This window comes from Tepidibacillus sp. HK-1 (assembly GCF_001748485.2).
Taxonomy (GTDB): Bacteria; Bacillota; Bacilli; order Tepidibacillales; family Tepidibacillaceae; genus Tepidibacillus_B; species Tepidibacillus_B infernus.
In genome coordinates, this window is the sequence record NZ_BDGM02000032.1 from 1 (window position 1) to 14,999 (window position 14,999).

At 37.9% G+C, this 14,999-nt stretch carries 16 protein-coding genes; all 16 read right to left on the bottom strand.

All coding sequences use genetic code 11. The features are described from left to right. Positions 1 to 114 (bottom strand): helix-turn-helix domain-containing protein (locus BEN26_RS12935; protein ID WP_181482297.1); only part of this gene is annotated, 114 nt, incomplete at its 3' end. A 369-nt stretch (positions 115 to 483) separates the two neighbouring features. Next, positions 484 to 1,131: a stage II sporulation protein R gene (spoIIR, locus tag BEN26_RS12940; protein ID WP_069798888.1), complete on the bottom strand. Its 648-nt coding sequence runs from the start codon at positions 1,129 to 1,131 to the stop codon at positions 484 to 486. 128 nt (positions 1,132 to 1,259) lie between these two features. Then, complete coding sequence (prmC, locus tag BEN26_RS12945) at positions 1,260 to 2,141, bottom strand: peptide chain release factor N(5)-glutamine methyltransferase (protein WP_084818780.1); 882 nt, start codon at positions 2,139 to 2,141, stop codon at positions 1,260 to 1,262. After that, entirely contained in the window at positions 2,138 to 3,214 is a 1,077-nt protein-coding gene (gene prfA, locus BEN26_RS12950; RefSeq protein ID WP_068726664.1) for a peptide chain release factor 1, read from the bottom strand. Before prfA ends, prmC begins: the two co-directional genes overlap by 4 nt. A 132-nt stretch (positions 3,215 to 3,346) precedes the next feature. Continuing rightward, entirely contained in the window at positions 3,347 to 3,973 is a 627-nt protein-coding gene (locus BEN26_RS12955; protein WP_069798886.1) for a YhcN/YlaJ family sporulation lipoprotein, read from the bottom strand. 58 nt (positions 3,974 to 4,031) lie between these two features. Next, positions 4,032 to 4,622, bottom strand: a complete 591-nt coding sequence (locus BEN26_RS12960; protein WP_069798884.1) for a thymidine kinase — start codon at positions 4,620 to 4,622, stop codon at positions 4,032 to 4,034. 238 nt (positions 4,623 to 4,860) lie between these two features. Beyond that, the gene (rpmE, locus tag BEN26_RS12965) at positions 4,861 to 5,061 is read right to left on the bottom strand and encodes a 50S ribosomal protein L31 (protein ID WP_068726671.1); all 201 of its coding nucleotides are present in this window, start codon (positions 5,059 to 5,061) and stop codon (positions 4,861 to 4,863) included. 177 nt (positions 5,062 to 5,238) lie between these two features. Further along, the gene (gene rho, locus BEN26_RS12970) at positions 5,239 to 6,492 is read right to left on the bottom strand and encodes a transcription termination factor Rho (RefSeq protein WP_069798882.1); all 1,254 of its coding nucleotides are present in this window, start codon (positions 6,490 to 6,492) and stop codon (positions 5,239 to 5,241) included. A gap of 85 nt (positions 6,493 to 6,577) precedes the next feature. After that, positions 6,578 to 7,540 carry a class II fructose-bisphosphatase gene (glpX, locus tag BEN26_RS12975; protein ID WP_069798880.1) on the bottom strand — a complete coding sequence of 321 codons (963 nt, stop codon included), beginning with the start codon at positions 7,538 to 7,540 and terminating at the stop codon, positions 6,578 to 6,580. Between the two features lie 88 nt (positions 7,541 to 7,628). Then, the gene (locus BEN26_RS12980; protein WP_069798878.1) at positions 7,629 to 8,891 is read right to left on the bottom strand and encodes a UDP-N-acetylglucosamine 1-carboxyvinyltransferase; all 1,263 of its coding nucleotides are present in this window, start codon (positions 8,889 to 8,891) and stop codon (positions 7,629 to 7,631) included. A gap of 160 nt (positions 8,892 to 9,051) precedes the next feature. After that, a complete protein-coding gene (gene fsa, locus BEN26_RS12985; protein WP_068726680.1) occupies positions 9,052 to 9,696 on the bottom strand; it encodes a fructose-6-phosphate aldolase in 645 nt (214 codons plus the stop codon). 25 nt (positions 9,697 to 9,721) lie between these two features. Further along, positions 9,722 to 10,576, bottom strand: coding sequence for a class II fructose-1,6-bisphosphate aldolase (gene fba, locus BEN26_RS12990; RefSeq protein ID WP_068726683.1), 855 nt, complete (start codon positions 10,574 to 10,576; stop codon positions 9,722 to 9,724). A gap of 153 nt (positions 10,577 to 10,729) precedes the next feature. After that, positions 10,730 to 11,125: a response regulator gene (locus BEN26_RS12995; RefSeq protein ID WP_068726685.1), complete on the bottom strand. Its 396-nt coding sequence runs from the start codon at positions 11,123 to 11,125 to the stop codon at positions 10,730 to 10,732. A 240-nt stretch (positions 11,126 to 11,365) separates the two neighbouring features. After that, positions 11,366 to 12,979, bottom strand: a complete 1,614-nt coding sequence (locus BEN26_RS13000; protein WP_069798873.1) for a CTP synthase — start codon at positions 12,977 to 12,979, stop codon at positions 11,366 to 11,368. A gap of 201 nt (positions 12,980 to 13,180) precedes the next feature. After that, positions 13,181 to 13,750, bottom strand: coding sequence for a DNA-directed RNA polymerase subunit delta (rpoE, locus tag BEN26_RS13005; protein ID WP_255421909.1), 570 nt, complete (start codon positions 13,748 to 13,750; stop codon positions 13,181 to 13,183). 132 nt (positions 13,751 to 13,882) lie between these two features. Further along, entirely contained in the window at positions 13,883 to 14,830 is a 948-nt protein-coding gene (gene meaB / locus BEN26_RS13010; RefSeq protein WP_069798869.1) for a methylmalonyl Co-A mutase-associated GTPase MeaB, read from the bottom strand. Positions 14,831 to 14,999: the final 169 nt, after the last annotated feature.

The following is a 14,999-nucleotide window of genomic DNA, read 5'->3' on the forward strand; positions in this document are numbered from 1 at the left end:
TTGTTCAGCCAACATTTTATTGTAGACGAAACGAACGCAACCGAAGGTTTTCGCAAGAAATTGCTCTTGTTCTTGTGTTGGGTACAGACGGAACTTATATGCTTTGTTTGCCATATCGAATCACCTCACTTCAATGGGCGCACCACCCGTTGTGAGTAAGCAAAAGCTTCTCAACATCGTGATTCCATTCTACTTATATCATAGCAAAAAAAGACAACTTTAGGCTACGCCTAACCGAAATTCATCTCCCACTTTCACTGGTGCTGGTACACCTTCACGTTTAGAAGTGGGAGACTTCTTTCGGAGGGAAGTTAAACAAAAAAATATTGCACCTGTCAAAATAATCTATTGACAAGTTATGCACAGTTTGTGAATAACCTGTTAATAAGTATGTTAATAACTCTTCATAATGATGATAGATGGTTTATGATTTAGTAAAAAAGCTACGAACAATTCTATTGCTCGAAGCTTGAAATAGATCTTTTAAAATATCGATTTGATAAAGGAAAAGAGTTTAAGTAGCATATCAAAGAGGAAAAATCTCACTTCTACTTCTTCAGGATCATTTAATTGGACAATAGATTGCTGTGTCTTGTCTACTGTTGTATTTTTAACCACATCAACAGCATCCCCTGTGGATATGTCAACAAAACATAGTGGAGGAAATAAAACACACCACCAATTTTGCCCCTTACCAGCACCTAGAGTAATTCGGAGTGCCTCATACTCACCAGCAGGATAAACGGTTTGACCATACATTTTTGTAGGAAATGGAACGATGCCAAGCTCAACCTTTGGTGGTTCTGAATAATTAAATCCATTGTCCTTTATCGTCTTTTCTACCAATTCTTGAAATGCTGGTAAATGCTCCTTGATAACTGCTCTTGCTTCTTCAATTGTTTTAACTTTTGTCGCATAAGGATCAAGTTGTGCAACAATTTCATCCCTGATTTTCCGTTTTAACCATTGGTCTTCAGGCGAATCACTGTTTGCTATGATCCGTAAACGAATGGCTTGATCAGGTATAGTGGCTGATTCCTGTGGTGCAGCAATCGCCATTTCTTGTTTTTGGATATCCCAACTCATCAAAAGAACAGAAAATATAAAAATAAAATATAATAGCTTTTTCATCACGTTTCCCCTCTCGTCTCTCTATTTATCCTCATTATGGACAGAATAGGGAAAGGTTAAACGTGTAAGTTTCTATATTCCAACGCGCTCCGTTGTTCGCGGTTTTCCATGATTGAAAAAGGTTTATTTTAGGTGATCTTAGCAATGATAATCCTAGGAATATCTTGAAAATCAGGGATTACCTTTATATATTCTATTTGTAGCTTCCATTTTGAGCCTTTTTGCTGAAGCAATTCAACGATTGGTTCTGATTGATCAATTCCAATTTCAAATGCAATCAAACCTGGTCGATTCAATACTTTTGCGGCTTGTTGAAGGATTTGACGATAAAATTGTAGGCCATCTTCACCACCATCTAAGGCTAACATCGGCTCATTATTTTTCACTTCTGGCATTAAATCATCAAGATCCTTCGTAGGAATATAAGGCGGATTTGATACGATTAAATCTACCTTCATTTTCGATTCTAAGATTGGTTTTAGCAAATCTCCATGATGAAAGGTTACTTGGGCTTCCAACTTTATGGCATTTTTCTTTGCCGTTTTTAAAGCGGCGTTAGAAATATCTACTGTATGAACATGCCAATTTGGCTTTTCCAGTGCTAATGTTATCGCGATTGCCCCACTGCCTGTACCTACATCTACTACGGTAATCGGCTGATCTTGCCATATTTGATCTGCTTCATGGATAAGATGTTCAAGCAACAGTTCTGTTTCAGGACGAGGAATCAGTACATTGGGATTAACCGAAAAAGGTCTACCATAAAATTCTTGCTCACCTACGATATATTGCAGTGGAATATGGTGGATTCTCTGATCAAGCCATTGCTTTAATGGTTCCCATTTCTCGATTGGGAAGGGTTGATTCCATTGGAGAAACAGTTGGCTTCGATTCCATTGAAACAAGTTTCTAATCAAAACCTCTGCTTCTAAAGGGGCTTGATCGATATGATGTTGTCTTAAAAAGGAGGAAGCCCAAGAATGGGCTTCCTTTATTGTCATGTTTCTCATTCTGATTGCTCCGTATGTTTTAATAAGTCCGCTTGCGCTTGTACGTGAAGCGCTGAGATAATTTCCTCCAAATCACCATCAAGTACGCTATCTAATTTGTGTAAAGTAAGGCCGATACGATGATCTGTTACACGACTTTGGGGGAAGTTATAGGTTCGAATCCGTTCACTTCGATCTCCTGTTCCTACTGCACTTTTTCTTGTTTCTGCTAGTTTAGCCTGTTCTTCCTCTAATTGTTTTTCATAAATTCTAGCTCTTAATACTTTCATCGCTTTTTCCTTATTTTTAATTTGGGATTTTTCATCCTGCATGGATACCACGATTCCAGTGGGGATATGGGTTAAGCGAACCGCTGATTGAGTGGTATTTACGCTTTGTCCACCAGGACCACTTGAACAGAAGACATCGACGCGAATATCTTTTTCATGAATCTCTACTTCTACATCTTCTGCCTCAGGTAATACAGCAACTGTTGCGGTAGAAGTATGGATACGTCCACCTGATTCTGTTTCAGGTACACGTTGCACACGGTGGGCACCACTTTCATATTTTAATTTACTATAAGCACCTTTTCCAGTAATCATAAAAATAACTTCTTTGAACCCACCAATCCCTGTATAATTGGCATCCATTACTTCTGTTTTCCATCCTTGTCTTTCTGCAAAGCGTGTATACATGCGGAAAAGATCACCAGCAAATAAGGCAGCCTCATCACCACCAGCAGCCCCTCTAATTTCTACAATAACGTTTTTCTCATCATTAGGATCTTTTGGAAGGAGAAGAATTCTTAGCTGTTCTTCTAGCGCTTTCTTTTTTTCCTCTAATTCATCTAATTCCATTTTGACCATTTCACGCATCTCTGCATCAAGTTTTTCTTCTAACATCGCTTTTGCATCTTGATGTTCTTTAACGACTTGTTTATATTCTTTATATGCTTGAACCGTTTCTTCTAATCCGGATTGTTCCTTTGAATATTCTCTTAGTTTTTTGGGATCATTAAGGACTTCCGGGTCCATTAACAATTCCGTCAATTGATTATAACGGTCTTCTAATTCTTGTAACCGTCCGAACATTTCACTCACCCCAATTTGGAATAAAAACTAATGTATAACGTTAAAATTATATCGGAATTGCTCGTTATAAGCAAGAAATAAAGAACACCCTTTTAGCCTAAGCTAAAAAGGTGTTCTTTGAAACGAGGCGTACTATCTTCTGTAGGTTCTAAAACGGTTGTCGAAATCACGAAAGTCTGTTTTGAAACGATCAACGGCAGTCCCACCTCTAATGCCATCGCCTACGTCACGTAGTCGCCCAAATAGATCAGCATCAGAAGTAATACGGATGTTATAACGAGGGTATAATCTCTTTAGAGCATTATACACATTTCGTTCGACACGGTTAGCTTCGGTAGATTGAATTCGATCTTCTAAATCCAATCCTACATAAGCATTCCCGCCAGCAATAACAACCGTTGCATCTTCAACCCCATTAACTCTTGCTGCCGTTTCCGCCATTCTATCTGCATCATCGTTTGCATTGTTACGGAACTGGTTAGCACGGAAGCCGTAAGGGCCAACATTGTTAGGACCGTATGGATTGTAATTATAAGCACCATAAGTACCATCATAACGGTTATATGGAGTGACGTTTCGATAAGGTGTAATGCCATCATAAGTATATGGATTCACCTTACGACCATCATTTCCATCTAACATATTCGGCTGATTGTAACCTCTCGTTAATGGTCTATTATCATTATCTACATTACATGCCGTTAATCCTAACACTAAAAGGCTGGCTAATACCAATAGCTTGAATTTTTTTGTACGCAAATGCGTCACCTCCTCAGGAATTATATTTCCCGATATGAGGCAAAAACATTTTGCTTAATTATTCCAAAGACTCATCTTTTTCTAGCGGCGGATGGTAATAATGTCTGCGACAAACACTGCGATATGTTTCATTTCCACCAATTTCAATGGCTTCGCCGGAATAAACAGGTTGTCCATCTTTAAATTTTAGGATGTGAGTTGCTTTTTTATTACAATAAACACAAACGGTTTTAATTTCTTCAATTTTATCCGCTTCACAAAGCAATTGTTGGCTACCTTCAAATAATTCATTTTTAAAATTTTTTAACAAACCATAAACAATCACAGGTATGTTTAATTGATCCACAATATGGGTTAGTTGAGTGACGTGATAAGGTTTGAGAAATTGCCCTTCGTCTACCAATACACAGTCTGGTTTTATTTCTTCGTTATCCACAATTTTGAAGATATCGGTATTATCGTAAACAGGAACAGCCTCTCTGCTGATACCTACTCTTGAGGTAACTTTCCCCACTCCATATCGATCATCAATCGCTGGAGTAAAAACCGTTGCTTTTTTCCCAGATTGTTCGTAATTGTGAGCAACGGTTAAGAGCTGAATCGTTTTTGAAGCATTCATTGCCCCATATCTAAAAAAAAGTTGCGCCATGTTTCTCCCTCCCCCCAAGCTATTACAAATATGAAATGTATATTATTAGAGAAAAACAGGCAAGCGATCGCCTGCCTGTTTATTTTTAATATTAAGGAAAGTGTAACTTTCCTCCCCCTTATCATTAGGGGTTTGTATATTCCAAAAGCAGCGACTTTTGAGAGCGAGTTTTCCCTCGTTCTTCTTTAATCATGGAAAACCGCAAACAACGGAGCGCGTTGGAATATACAAACTTAATTTATTTAATGTTGTATTTCTTCTTAAATTTATCTACACGACCACCCGCATCAACAAATTTTTGTTTTCCAGTGAAAAATGGATGGCATTCTGAACAAATCTCAACGCGTAGATTTTCTTTAACTGATCCAGTTTCAAAAGTATTACCACATGCACATGTTACTTTTGTAATTTTGTAATCTGGATGAATTCCTTGTTTCATTACGTTCACCTCTTTCTGCCCTGATTCATTTGCGAATCAGAGTTATCACACACATAGAAAAATTATAACATAAGTAAAAATAAAGATGCAAGGTTTAAGTTTGCGCAGAAATACACTCCCAAAAGTCGCTGCTTTTGGAATATACAAACTACCGGTTCATAGAGGAAAGAGGTGGGATTATAGACCTTTTTTCGGATCAATAGAAGCAATAAATTCTTGATTTGTCTTACTTTCCTTTAATTTTTTCAGGAATAACTCAACAAATTCTTGACCCTCTGTCATTGATTTTCGAATTAACCATAGCTTTTCTAACTCTTCTTTTGTCAAAAGTAAATCTTCTCTTCTTGTTCCTGAACGGGTAATGTCGATGGCAGGAAAAATTCTTCGATTGGCTAATTTGCGGTCCAAATGAAGTTCCATATTTCCAGTTCCCTTAAATTCTTCATAAATCACGTCATCCATTCTAGAACCTGTCTCCACTAATGCTGTAGCAAGGATGGTCAAGCTACCGCCTTCTTCAATGTTTCTCGCTGCTCCAAAAAAACGTTTTGGCCTATGGAAAGCTGCTGGGTCTATACCTCCTGATAATGTCCGGCCACTTGGTGGAATAACAAGGTTATAAGCCCTTGCTAGCCTTGTAATACTATCCATTAGAATTACAACGTCTTTCTTTGCTTCAACTAACCTCTGTGCTCGTTCTAAAACTAGTTCTGCAACCTTAATATGATTCTCTGGTAACTCATCAAATGTTGAGCTAATAATTTCTCCTTTCACTGATCTTTCCATATCAGTCACTTCTTCAGGTCTTTCATCTATGAGTAATACCATCAAATGGATATCAGGATAGTTTTCACTAATCGAATTAGCGATCTCTTTTAAAAGGACGGTTTTCCCTGCCTTTGGTGGGGCTACGATCAGTCCCCGTTGACCTAATCCAACTGGAGTGAATAAATCCATGATTCGAGTAGAGAGGTTGCTTGGAGCAGTTTCCAAGACAATTTTTTTCTGAGGGAAAATAGGTGTGAGAGAAGCAAAATGTAATCGTTCTGAAGCAATTTCAGGATCCATTCCGTTTACCGCTTCTACATACAATAAACCAAAATATCTTTCATTTTCCTTTGGCGGTCTAGCCTTACCAGAGACTAAATCCCCTGTTCGCAAATCAAACCTGCGAATTTGTGAAGCGGAAATATAAATATCTTCGTCACTAGGTAAATAATTGACAGGTCTTAGAAAGCCATATCCATCTGGTAAGATTTCCAATACACCTTCCATAAACATAAGTCCTGCTTTTTCTGCCTGCGCTTTTAAAATGGAAAAAATAAGTTCGTTTTTTTTCATTTTCCCATAATAAGGAATTTGAAACTCTTTTGCTAACTTATAAAGCTCTGTTAACTTCATCGTTTCTAACATTGATATATTTAAATCCATTCCGTTGAACACCTTCTTTATCTATATGTATTAAAATGAAAACATTATATTATTTTTCTCCAATTTCAATTGTTTATACATTGCTTTATTTAATCAGTAAGTTTGGTTTTTTCTCAAGTCGATGGGTTCCATCAATAATTCTTACTGTTCCTGTCTTCGCCCGCATGACAATCGATTGGGTTGTAGCGATACTTCCATGAAAACGAACTCCCTTTAAAAGTTCACCATCCGTTACACCTGTTGCTGCAAAAATGGCGTCATCACCTTTTACTAGATCTTCCATTTTCAGGATATGGTTGGGGTCGATCCCCATTTCCTTACATCGCTCCCTTTCTTGCTCATTTTGCGGGAGTAACTTACCTTGAATCTCTCCCCCTAAACATTTTAGGGCCACAGCTGCTAATACCCCTTCTGGTGCTCCACCAGAACCTAATAGGATATCCACACCTGTATCTTCAAAAGCCGTATTGATCGCCGCTGCTACATCACCATCACTTATCAATTTGATCCTTGCTCCAGCAGAGCGGATTTGTTGGATTAATTCTTGGTGGCGTTCTCGATCCAACACCACGACTGTTACTTCAGAGATATCTTTGTTTAGTTCTCTCGCTACAATTTCTAGGTTCTCTTTCACACTTGCATTTATATTGATTTTTCCCGCTACTCTAGGACCAACAGCAATCTTCTCCATATACATATCTGGTGCATGTAAAAGGTTTCCTTTATCAGCAATCGCGACTACTGCTAAGGCATTCCATAACCCTCTTGCAACAATATTGGTTCCTTCAATCGGATCAACAGCTACATCTACTTCTGGGCCATATCCAGTTCCTAATTTTTCGCCAATGTAAAGCATTGGCGCCTCATCCATTTCCCCTTCACCAATCACAACAGTTCCTTGCATCGGCACGGTATCAAAGACCCTTCTCATCGCCGATGTTCCGGCATCATCCACCTCATTTTTTAACCCTTGCCCCATCCACCTTGCTGCAGCCAATGCTGCTGCTTCAGTCACCCGAACTAATTCTAATGTTAAACTCCTCTCCATATTCTTCTCCCCCTAATTGTAGCCCACAAAAGTAAAGAGTTCCTTCGCAGCATACTCCGATTACTTTTGCGGGGTTCCATTTCTTTTCTTAGAACCGTTCATCTTTTACTCTCCAAATATTTGCTCCTAAAGCATGTAACTTTTCTACTAGTTTTTCATACCCTCGATCAATATGATATACATCACTTATCTCTGTAATCCCTTCAGCCATTAACCCTGCAATCACTAAGGAGGCCCCTGCTCTTAGATCTGTCGCTTTTACTTTTGTTCCTTGAAGATCATTGACCCCTTTTACAACTGCTGTTCTACCTTCTACCTTAATATCTGCTCCCATTCTAATTAGTTCATCGACATGGCGAAATCTTGAAGTATAAATATTATCAGTGACCACACTTGTTCCTTCTGCACGCGTTAATAAGGAGGTAAGAGGTTGTTGCAAATCAGTAGGGAATCCAGGATAGGGAAGGGTTTTTATGTCTACGGGTCGGTAATAGGATTGACCTAAAACACGAATGGAATCGTCCTTTTCTTGAACAATGGCTCCCATTTCTTTTAGCTTTGCTGTTAATGCTTCTAAATGTTTTGGAATCACATTGTCTACTGTAATATCTCCCGCTGTCGCCGCAGCGATAATCATATAGGTACCAGCTTCGATTCGATCAGGTATAATTGAATGCCTACACCCTTTTAATTCTTCAACACCTTGGATTTTTATAATATCTGTTCCTACACCGGTGATTTTTGCACCCATTGAGGTTAGAATGGTAGCAATATCGATAATCTCAGGCTCTTTTGCAGCATTCTCAATAATGGTTTGTCCTTTTGCTCTAGACGCCGCCAACATAATATTTATCGTTGCACCTACACTTACCACATCTAAAAAGATTCGATTACCAACTAATAAGTTCGCTTTTAAATATAAAGACCCAGATTCTTGAATCACCTTCGCTCCTAAACTTTCAAAGCCTTTTATATGCTGATCAATCGGTCTTGGCCCTAAATGGCAGCCCCCAGGCAAACCAATCGTTGCTTCACCAAACTTTCCTAATAGGGCACCCATTAAATAATATGAGGCTCTTAGTTCCTTTATCTTACCATTTGGCATTGGTTTAGGCTTCATTTGAGTAGGGTCGATTCTCATTGTCCCATGATGATATTCTATCATTGCACCAAGTTCAGACAGGATTTCCATAAGAATATGTATATCGCGAATATCTGGTAGGTTTTCAATCGTCACTGGGGAATTTGCTAAAATGGCAGCTGGAATTAAAGCAACAGCACTATTTTTTGCGCCACTAATCGTTACTGTCCCTGATAAATGGTCTCCCCCTTTAATCATCAATGTTTCCAAAAGTTCTCTCCCCTAACGTAAAAGAAGTCGATAAGATAGCCCACAAAAGTGACGACTTCCAACGAAGCATATTCCGATTACTTTTGCGGGGTTCCACTATAATATTAAAATTAAAGCTTGTATTTTACAACAGGGTAAAATACAAGCCCATATCGATTTGCTATTTTTGAGCCTTATTCCAATCTGCGAGGAATTTTTCAATCCCGATATCTGTTAAGGGATGCTTGATCATTTGCTCTAGCACTTTATATGGAACAGTTGCGATATCAGAACCTGCTTTTGCAGATTGAGTTACATGCATAGGGTGTCGAATACTTGCAGCAATAATCTCTGTCTCAATCCCATGATAAGCAAAAATTTGATGAATATCCTCAATCAGCGAGATTCCATCATAACCAATATCATCTAACCTACCTGCAAAAGGAGAAACATAACTTGCTCCTGCTCTTGCTGCCATTAAGGCTTGGTTTGCAGAGAAAATCAACGTTACATTCGTCTTGATATTTTTTTGTTTTAAAGCGTGTACTGCTTTAAGGCCTTCAACAGTCATCGGAATTTTAATTACAATATTCTTATGTAAAGAAGCGAGCTGTTCTCCTTCTTTCACCATTTCATCAGTTTTTAGCCCAATCACTTCAGCGCTGATAGGCCCATCAACAATGGAGGTAATCTCTTTGATAACTTCAATAAAATCTCTTCCTTCTTTAGCAATTAAAGAAGGGTTTGTTGTTACACCAGATAGAATACCCCACTCACTTGCTTTACGAATCTCTTCAATATTGGCTGTATCTATAAAAAATTTCATAATGGTGCCAACCCCTTTTTATCGTTTAGGCTTTACCATTGCTCCCAAATAAACGAATCTTTCCGCGAACGACTTCCTTCATTGCTTCGCGGCCTGGTCCTAAATATTTACGTGGATCATATACCTTAGCATCTTTTGCAAAGATTTCTCTAATGGTATTAGTTAAAGCAACTTGGTTTTCTGTATTGACGTTAATTTTACCAATTCCTGCAGCAATGGCTTTCGTAATATCCTCATCAGGAATACCTGATCCTCCATGAAGTACAAGCGGTATATCAATTTGCTTGCTTACAGCTTCAATAATATCGTGGTGGATTTTAGGTACGCCTTTATACATGCCGTGAGCACTACCTACAGCAATCGCAAGCGCATCTACACCTGTCTGTTTATAAAACTCGATTGCTTCTTCAGGCTTAGCTAGTTTTGCATCTTCTTCTTCAACAGAAAGGTCGTCTTCAACCCCACCAATCGTTCCAAGTTCACCTTCAACAGATACTCCCATTGCATGGGCTGCTTCTACTACTTTCTTTGTTAAAGTAATATTCTCTTCAAATGGATGATGGGATCCATCAAACATCACAGAGGAAAATCCAGCACGAATGAACTTCATAGCTACTTCAAAACTGCTACCATGATCTAAATGTAAAGCAATTGGAATATTCGCTGTTTCAGCAGCAGCCTTTGCCATCGCTACTGTATATTCCAACCCCATATAGCGAGCAGCCCCTTCACTCACGCCTAAGATAACAGGAGAGTTTTCTTCTACAGCTGCTTCAATAATTGCCTGAGTAAATTCCAGGTTATTCATGTTAAATTGGCCAACGGCATATTTGCCAGCCTTTGCTTTCTGTAACATTTCTGTCATTGATACTAATGGCATAACTAGTCTCCTTTCAAAAACAATAATTAGATATGTATATTCTTTAGAATACCTATTTACTACCAAGATATTCAATACAATATCATTGAATCATTATACCATAAATCAAAAAGAAATTGATGAGCTAAAAGTTTGTGAACGCATTTAAAAACGTTAAATCGTTGCATGGTTTGATTCGACCTTATCTTCAAAAAGAATCGTCCTTACTGTCTCCCTTAATTCATCAATATCAAACGGTTTGGTAAAATGAGTAATAATTCCGTGTTTTTTGGCTTCCTTAATCATATCCAGTTCACCATATGCGGTCATCATAATGACGTTCATGCTTTGATCAATCTTTTTGATATGCCTGAGAATTTCTAAACCATCCATTCCAGGAATCTTCATGTCTAGCAAAACAATATCAGGAGACTCTTTTTGAACAATTTCTAGTGCCGCTTTACCATTTGCTGCTTGAAACGTTTGATAACCTTCCTTACCAAAAACCTCGTACAAAAGCACTCTGATTCCATATTGATCATCCACAATAAGAATCTTTTTGTCTCTCATATTCTCCCCCCTGTATTTCACCAGATTTGTCCGAATATTTACTAAATATCAATCTATATCTTTCTCTATAAAGGTTAATTTTTCCTTCTGCTTTCATTGTTTTTTCATCACTTATTATTTTTTTTAAGAAAACCCACCAAAGTGATGAAATGGATCGGTTACTTTTGTAGGGATCCACTAAAAAAAGGTTTGTATATTCCATCGGAATATACAAACCTTTAAATGACAAGTAGCAGAAGATTATTTGTTTTTGACTAATTTACTTTCAAGTGATGCCTTAACTAAACCTTTAAATAAAGGATGAGGACGATTCGGCCTTGATGTAAATTCAGGATGGAACTGTGAAGCCACGAACCATGGATGATTAGGAATTTCAATAATTTCTACTAATTTTTCATCAGGTGAGGTTCCAGATATTTTTAATCCTGCTTCTTGTAATTGCTCACGAAATTCATTGTTAAACTCATAGCGATGGCGATGACGTTCATAAATCAGTTCCTCTTGATAAACTTGATGAGCAATAGAGCCTTCTTCTAGCTTACATGGATATAGCCCTAATCTCATCGTTCCCCCTAAATCCTCAATATCCTTTTGTTCTGGGAGAATATCGATCACAGGATATGGAGTTTTTAAATTAAATTCTGAACTGTTGGCATTTTTTAAACCAACGACATTTCGGGCAAATTCAATAACAGCTGTTTGCATGCCGAGACAGATTCCTAAAAATGGTTTTTCCTGTTCACGAGCATATTGTATTGCTGCAATTTTACCCTCAATGCCACGATCACCAAAGCCCCCGGGCACCAATATACCATCTACATCATTTAAGATTTTTGCCACATTTTCTGTATTTACATCTTCTGCATCAACCCATTTAATTTCGATATCAGAATCATAGTGAAATCCTGCATGATAAAGTGCCTCTGCCACACTTAAATAAGCATCATGTAAAGCAACATATTTCCCCACAATGGCGATACGCGTCGTGTGAGACAAGTTTTTAATTTTATTCACAAGTTGGATCCACTCTGTCATGTCAGCTGGCTTGGTATCTAGCTTTAAATGGCGAACCACATACTCATCTAGCCCTTGAGCTTGTAACATCAAAGGAACATCATATAATGTATCTGCATCTAAGGCTTCAACCACAGCTTCTTTCTCAATATCACAGAATAAAGCAATTTTGCCCTTAATATCCTCTGATAACGTGTGTTCTGTACGACAAACAATGACATTTGGTTGAATCCCAATACTTCTTAATTCTTTTACACTATGTTGGGTCGGTTTTGTCTTCAGCTCACCAGCAGCTGCAATATATGGGATTAAAGTGACATGGATATACATCACATTTTCCCGACCTACTTCACTTTTCATTTGACGAATCGCTTCTAAAAATGGCAGACTTTCGATGTCCCCTACTGTGCCACCAATTTCTGTGATAACAATATCTGCATTCGTTTCTTTTGCCGCCCGAACAAGGCGTTCTTTAATCTCATTCGTTATGTGAGGAATAACCTGAACGGTTCCACCTAAATAGTCACCACGTCTTTCTTTGGTTATCACGGTAGAATAAATTTTCCCAGTCGTTACATTATTATTTTTGCTTAAATTGATATCAATGAAACGTTCGTAATGGCCTAAATCTAAGTCTGTTTCAGCCCCATCTTCTGTAACAAACACTTCTCCATGCTGATATGGACTCATCGTACCAGGATCAACATTGATATATGGATCAAACTTTTGAATGGTTACTTTTAAACCACGGTTTTTCAGTAATCTTCCAAGAGAAGCGGCAGTAATCCCTTTACCTAAAGATGAGACTACTCCACCCGTTACAAAAATAAACTTTGCCATCTCATATTCCTCCTCTTAACTCTGGTATAGTTTAACCATCTTTTACCGTAAGGAAACAAAAAAACAAAAGTGACAGCTTCCCTAAGATAGGGGCACTTTTGTTTTTATCCCATAAAATATTTTGTTGTTTATTCCGTTCGTTATGGAAAATCTTAAGCCCAAAAAGTAGTTTACTCGTTGTCGTCTACAATGTCAAGAAATTTAATCATCTTCTTCTAGATCATCGTCTTCTTCTGAATCATCATTTTCATCTAAATCAACATAATCGTTTTGATCGTCTAATTCCTCATCAGTATCATCTTCAAAAAGATCTTCATCCTCTGTATCTTCTTCTAAATCAATGTCTTCGCTATCTTCTTCATCTTCATCATCTGCATATAATTCATCTTCATCAATTAAGCCCTCTTCATCTTCATCAAGAAGACCTTCTTCATCTAGTTCCTCGTCATCATAAACGGTATAATCGTCTTCTTCATCGTCGTCGTGACTATAGTGTAAAGCATCTGCTTGATCAACAGGATACCATTGCTTTAATCCCCATTCATTTTGGCCGACATGGGCAAATCTGCCATCAATATTGATTTCTGTATACAACTGTGCGATGTTTTCAATGATTTCCTCTTCAGTCATTCCTTTTAATTGAGCGATTTCTTTAACTAAATCCTGATAAAAATAGGTTTTCTTTGTTTGCTTTAAAATTTCATAAGCTATATCTACCATGGGTAGTTCTTTTAAACGTCTTTCTTCAATTTTTAAAACGATATCACTCAAGTCCCGGCACACTCCTTCTTTAGTTACCATTTACTTTATGAAAACCATTTTTGTTTACCATGATCTCAAATCTAACGAATGCAAACAATATTTTATCCAATTTTCCTCAGATGTCAAATATTTTATACTCCATTATGATTTCATAGGACATAATTTCTCAAACATGATTCGCGCAATTTCTTCAGGACTTCTTTCTTTATTTACTAATTGATCTAATTCCTTATTAAAAAATTGGGTGTAGATGGCAACATCTATCTTTTGTTGAAATAAGTGGTGCAAAAGCTCGACTACTTCTCTCTTTAAAAAGGAGGTTCTTTGCTTTTGAAGTACTCCTCGTTCGATTAAATATTGTTGGTGGTTTTGTAATGCCGCCCATAGTTCTTCCAATCCTACTTGATTTGTACTAATGGTTTTGATGATAGGTGGCTTCCAATTCGCATTTATTTTTGTCATCTCGATTAACATTTCAATCTCATGGATTAATTTCTCTACACCCGGTAAATCGCTTTTATTGATTACAAATAAATCGGCTATTTCCATCAGTCCTGCCTTGAACGCTTGGATCGTATCTCCCCCACCTGGATGGAGGACTACCATTATAGTGTCTGCAACGTTTATGATTTCTAATTCTGATTGCCCTACACCTACGGTTTCAATCAGAATATAATCATTCCCCATCGAATCTAATACTCTAACGACTTCCCTCGTCGCCTTTGCAAGACCTCCTAATGTTCCTCTACTTCCCATACTTCGAATAAAAACATTTGGATCTAAGGCATGTTTTTGCATTCTTATCCGATCCCCTAAAATGGCACCACCTGTAAATGGACTTGTTGGGTCTACCGCTATCACCCCAACCTTTGCTCCAGTTTGGCGAATGACTTGAATGATGGCATCTACCAATGTACTTTTTCCAGCACCGGGAGGTCCTGTTATTCCAATCACTTTGGCATGGCCTGTATAAGGATATAATTGATTAAGAAGTTCCACTTTCTCTGGTAAATCATTTTCAATGATCGAGATGGCTTTCCCAACACTACGTTTATTCCCCTCTAGGATCTGTTTTAACAGGTTCTCCATGATTTATCCCCTCAACCTAAACTGAATATTCAGATATTTACTGGATCGGGTAGGAGGCTGGCCATTATTTGACCAGCCGACCTCCCACAGCACCGTACGTACCGTTCGGTATACGGCGCTTCCAAAGTTTACACGTCACTTCGCAGAATAACACTTGCTAAAACTTAGA

What these genes read in the sequence shown, in the direction of transcription:
- spoIIR (WP_069798888.1), bottom strand. Translation starts at nt 1,131, where the DNA reads ATGAAAAAGCTATTATATTTTATTTTTATATTTTCTGTTCTTTTGATG.
- prmC (WP_084818780.1), bottom strand. Translation starts at nt 2,141, where the DNA reads ATGAGAAACATGACAATAAAGGAAGCCCATTCTTGGGCTTCCTCCTTT.
- prfA (WP_068726664.1), bottom strand. Translation starts at nt 3,214, where the DNA reads ATGTTCGGACGGTTACAAGAATTAGAAGACCGTTATAATCAATTGACG.
- BEN26_RS12960 (WP_069798884.1), bottom strand. Translation starts at nt 4,622, where the DNA reads ATGGCGCAACTTTTTTTTAGATATGGGGCAATGAATGCTTCAAAAACG.
- rpmE (WP_068726671.1), bottom strand. Translation starts at nt 5,061, where the DNA reads ATGAAACAAGGAATTCATCCAGATTACAAAATTACAAAAGTAACATGT.
- rho (WP_069798882.1), bottom strand. Translation starts at nt 6,492, where the DNA reads ATGGATTTAAATATATCAATGTTAGAAACGATGAAGTTAACAGAGCTT.
- glpX (WP_069798880.1), bottom strand. Translation starts at nt 7,540, where the DNA reads ATGGAGAGGAGTTTAACATTAGAATTAGTTCGGGTGACTGAAGCAGCA.
- fsa (WP_068726680.1), bottom strand. Translation starts at nt 9,696, where the DNA reads ATGAAATTTTTTATAGATACAGCCAATATTGAAGAGATTCGTAAAGCA.
- fba (WP_068726683.1), bottom strand. Translation starts at nt 10,576, where the DNA reads ATGCCATTAGTATCAATGACAGAAATGTTACAGAAAGCAAAGGCTGGC.
- BEN26_RS12995 (WP_068726685.1), bottom strand. Translation starts at nt 11,125, where the DNA reads ATGAGAGACAAAAAGATTCTTATTGTGGATGATCAATATGGAATCAGA.
- BEN26_RS13000 (WP_069798873.1), bottom strand. Translation starts at nt 12,979, where the DNA reads ATGGCAAAGTTTATTTTTGTAACGGGTGGAGTAGTCTCATCTTTAGGT.
- meaB (WP_069798869.1), bottom strand. Translation starts at nt 14,830, where the DNA reads ATGGAGAACCTGTTAAAACAGATCCTAGAGGGGAATAAACGTAGTGTT.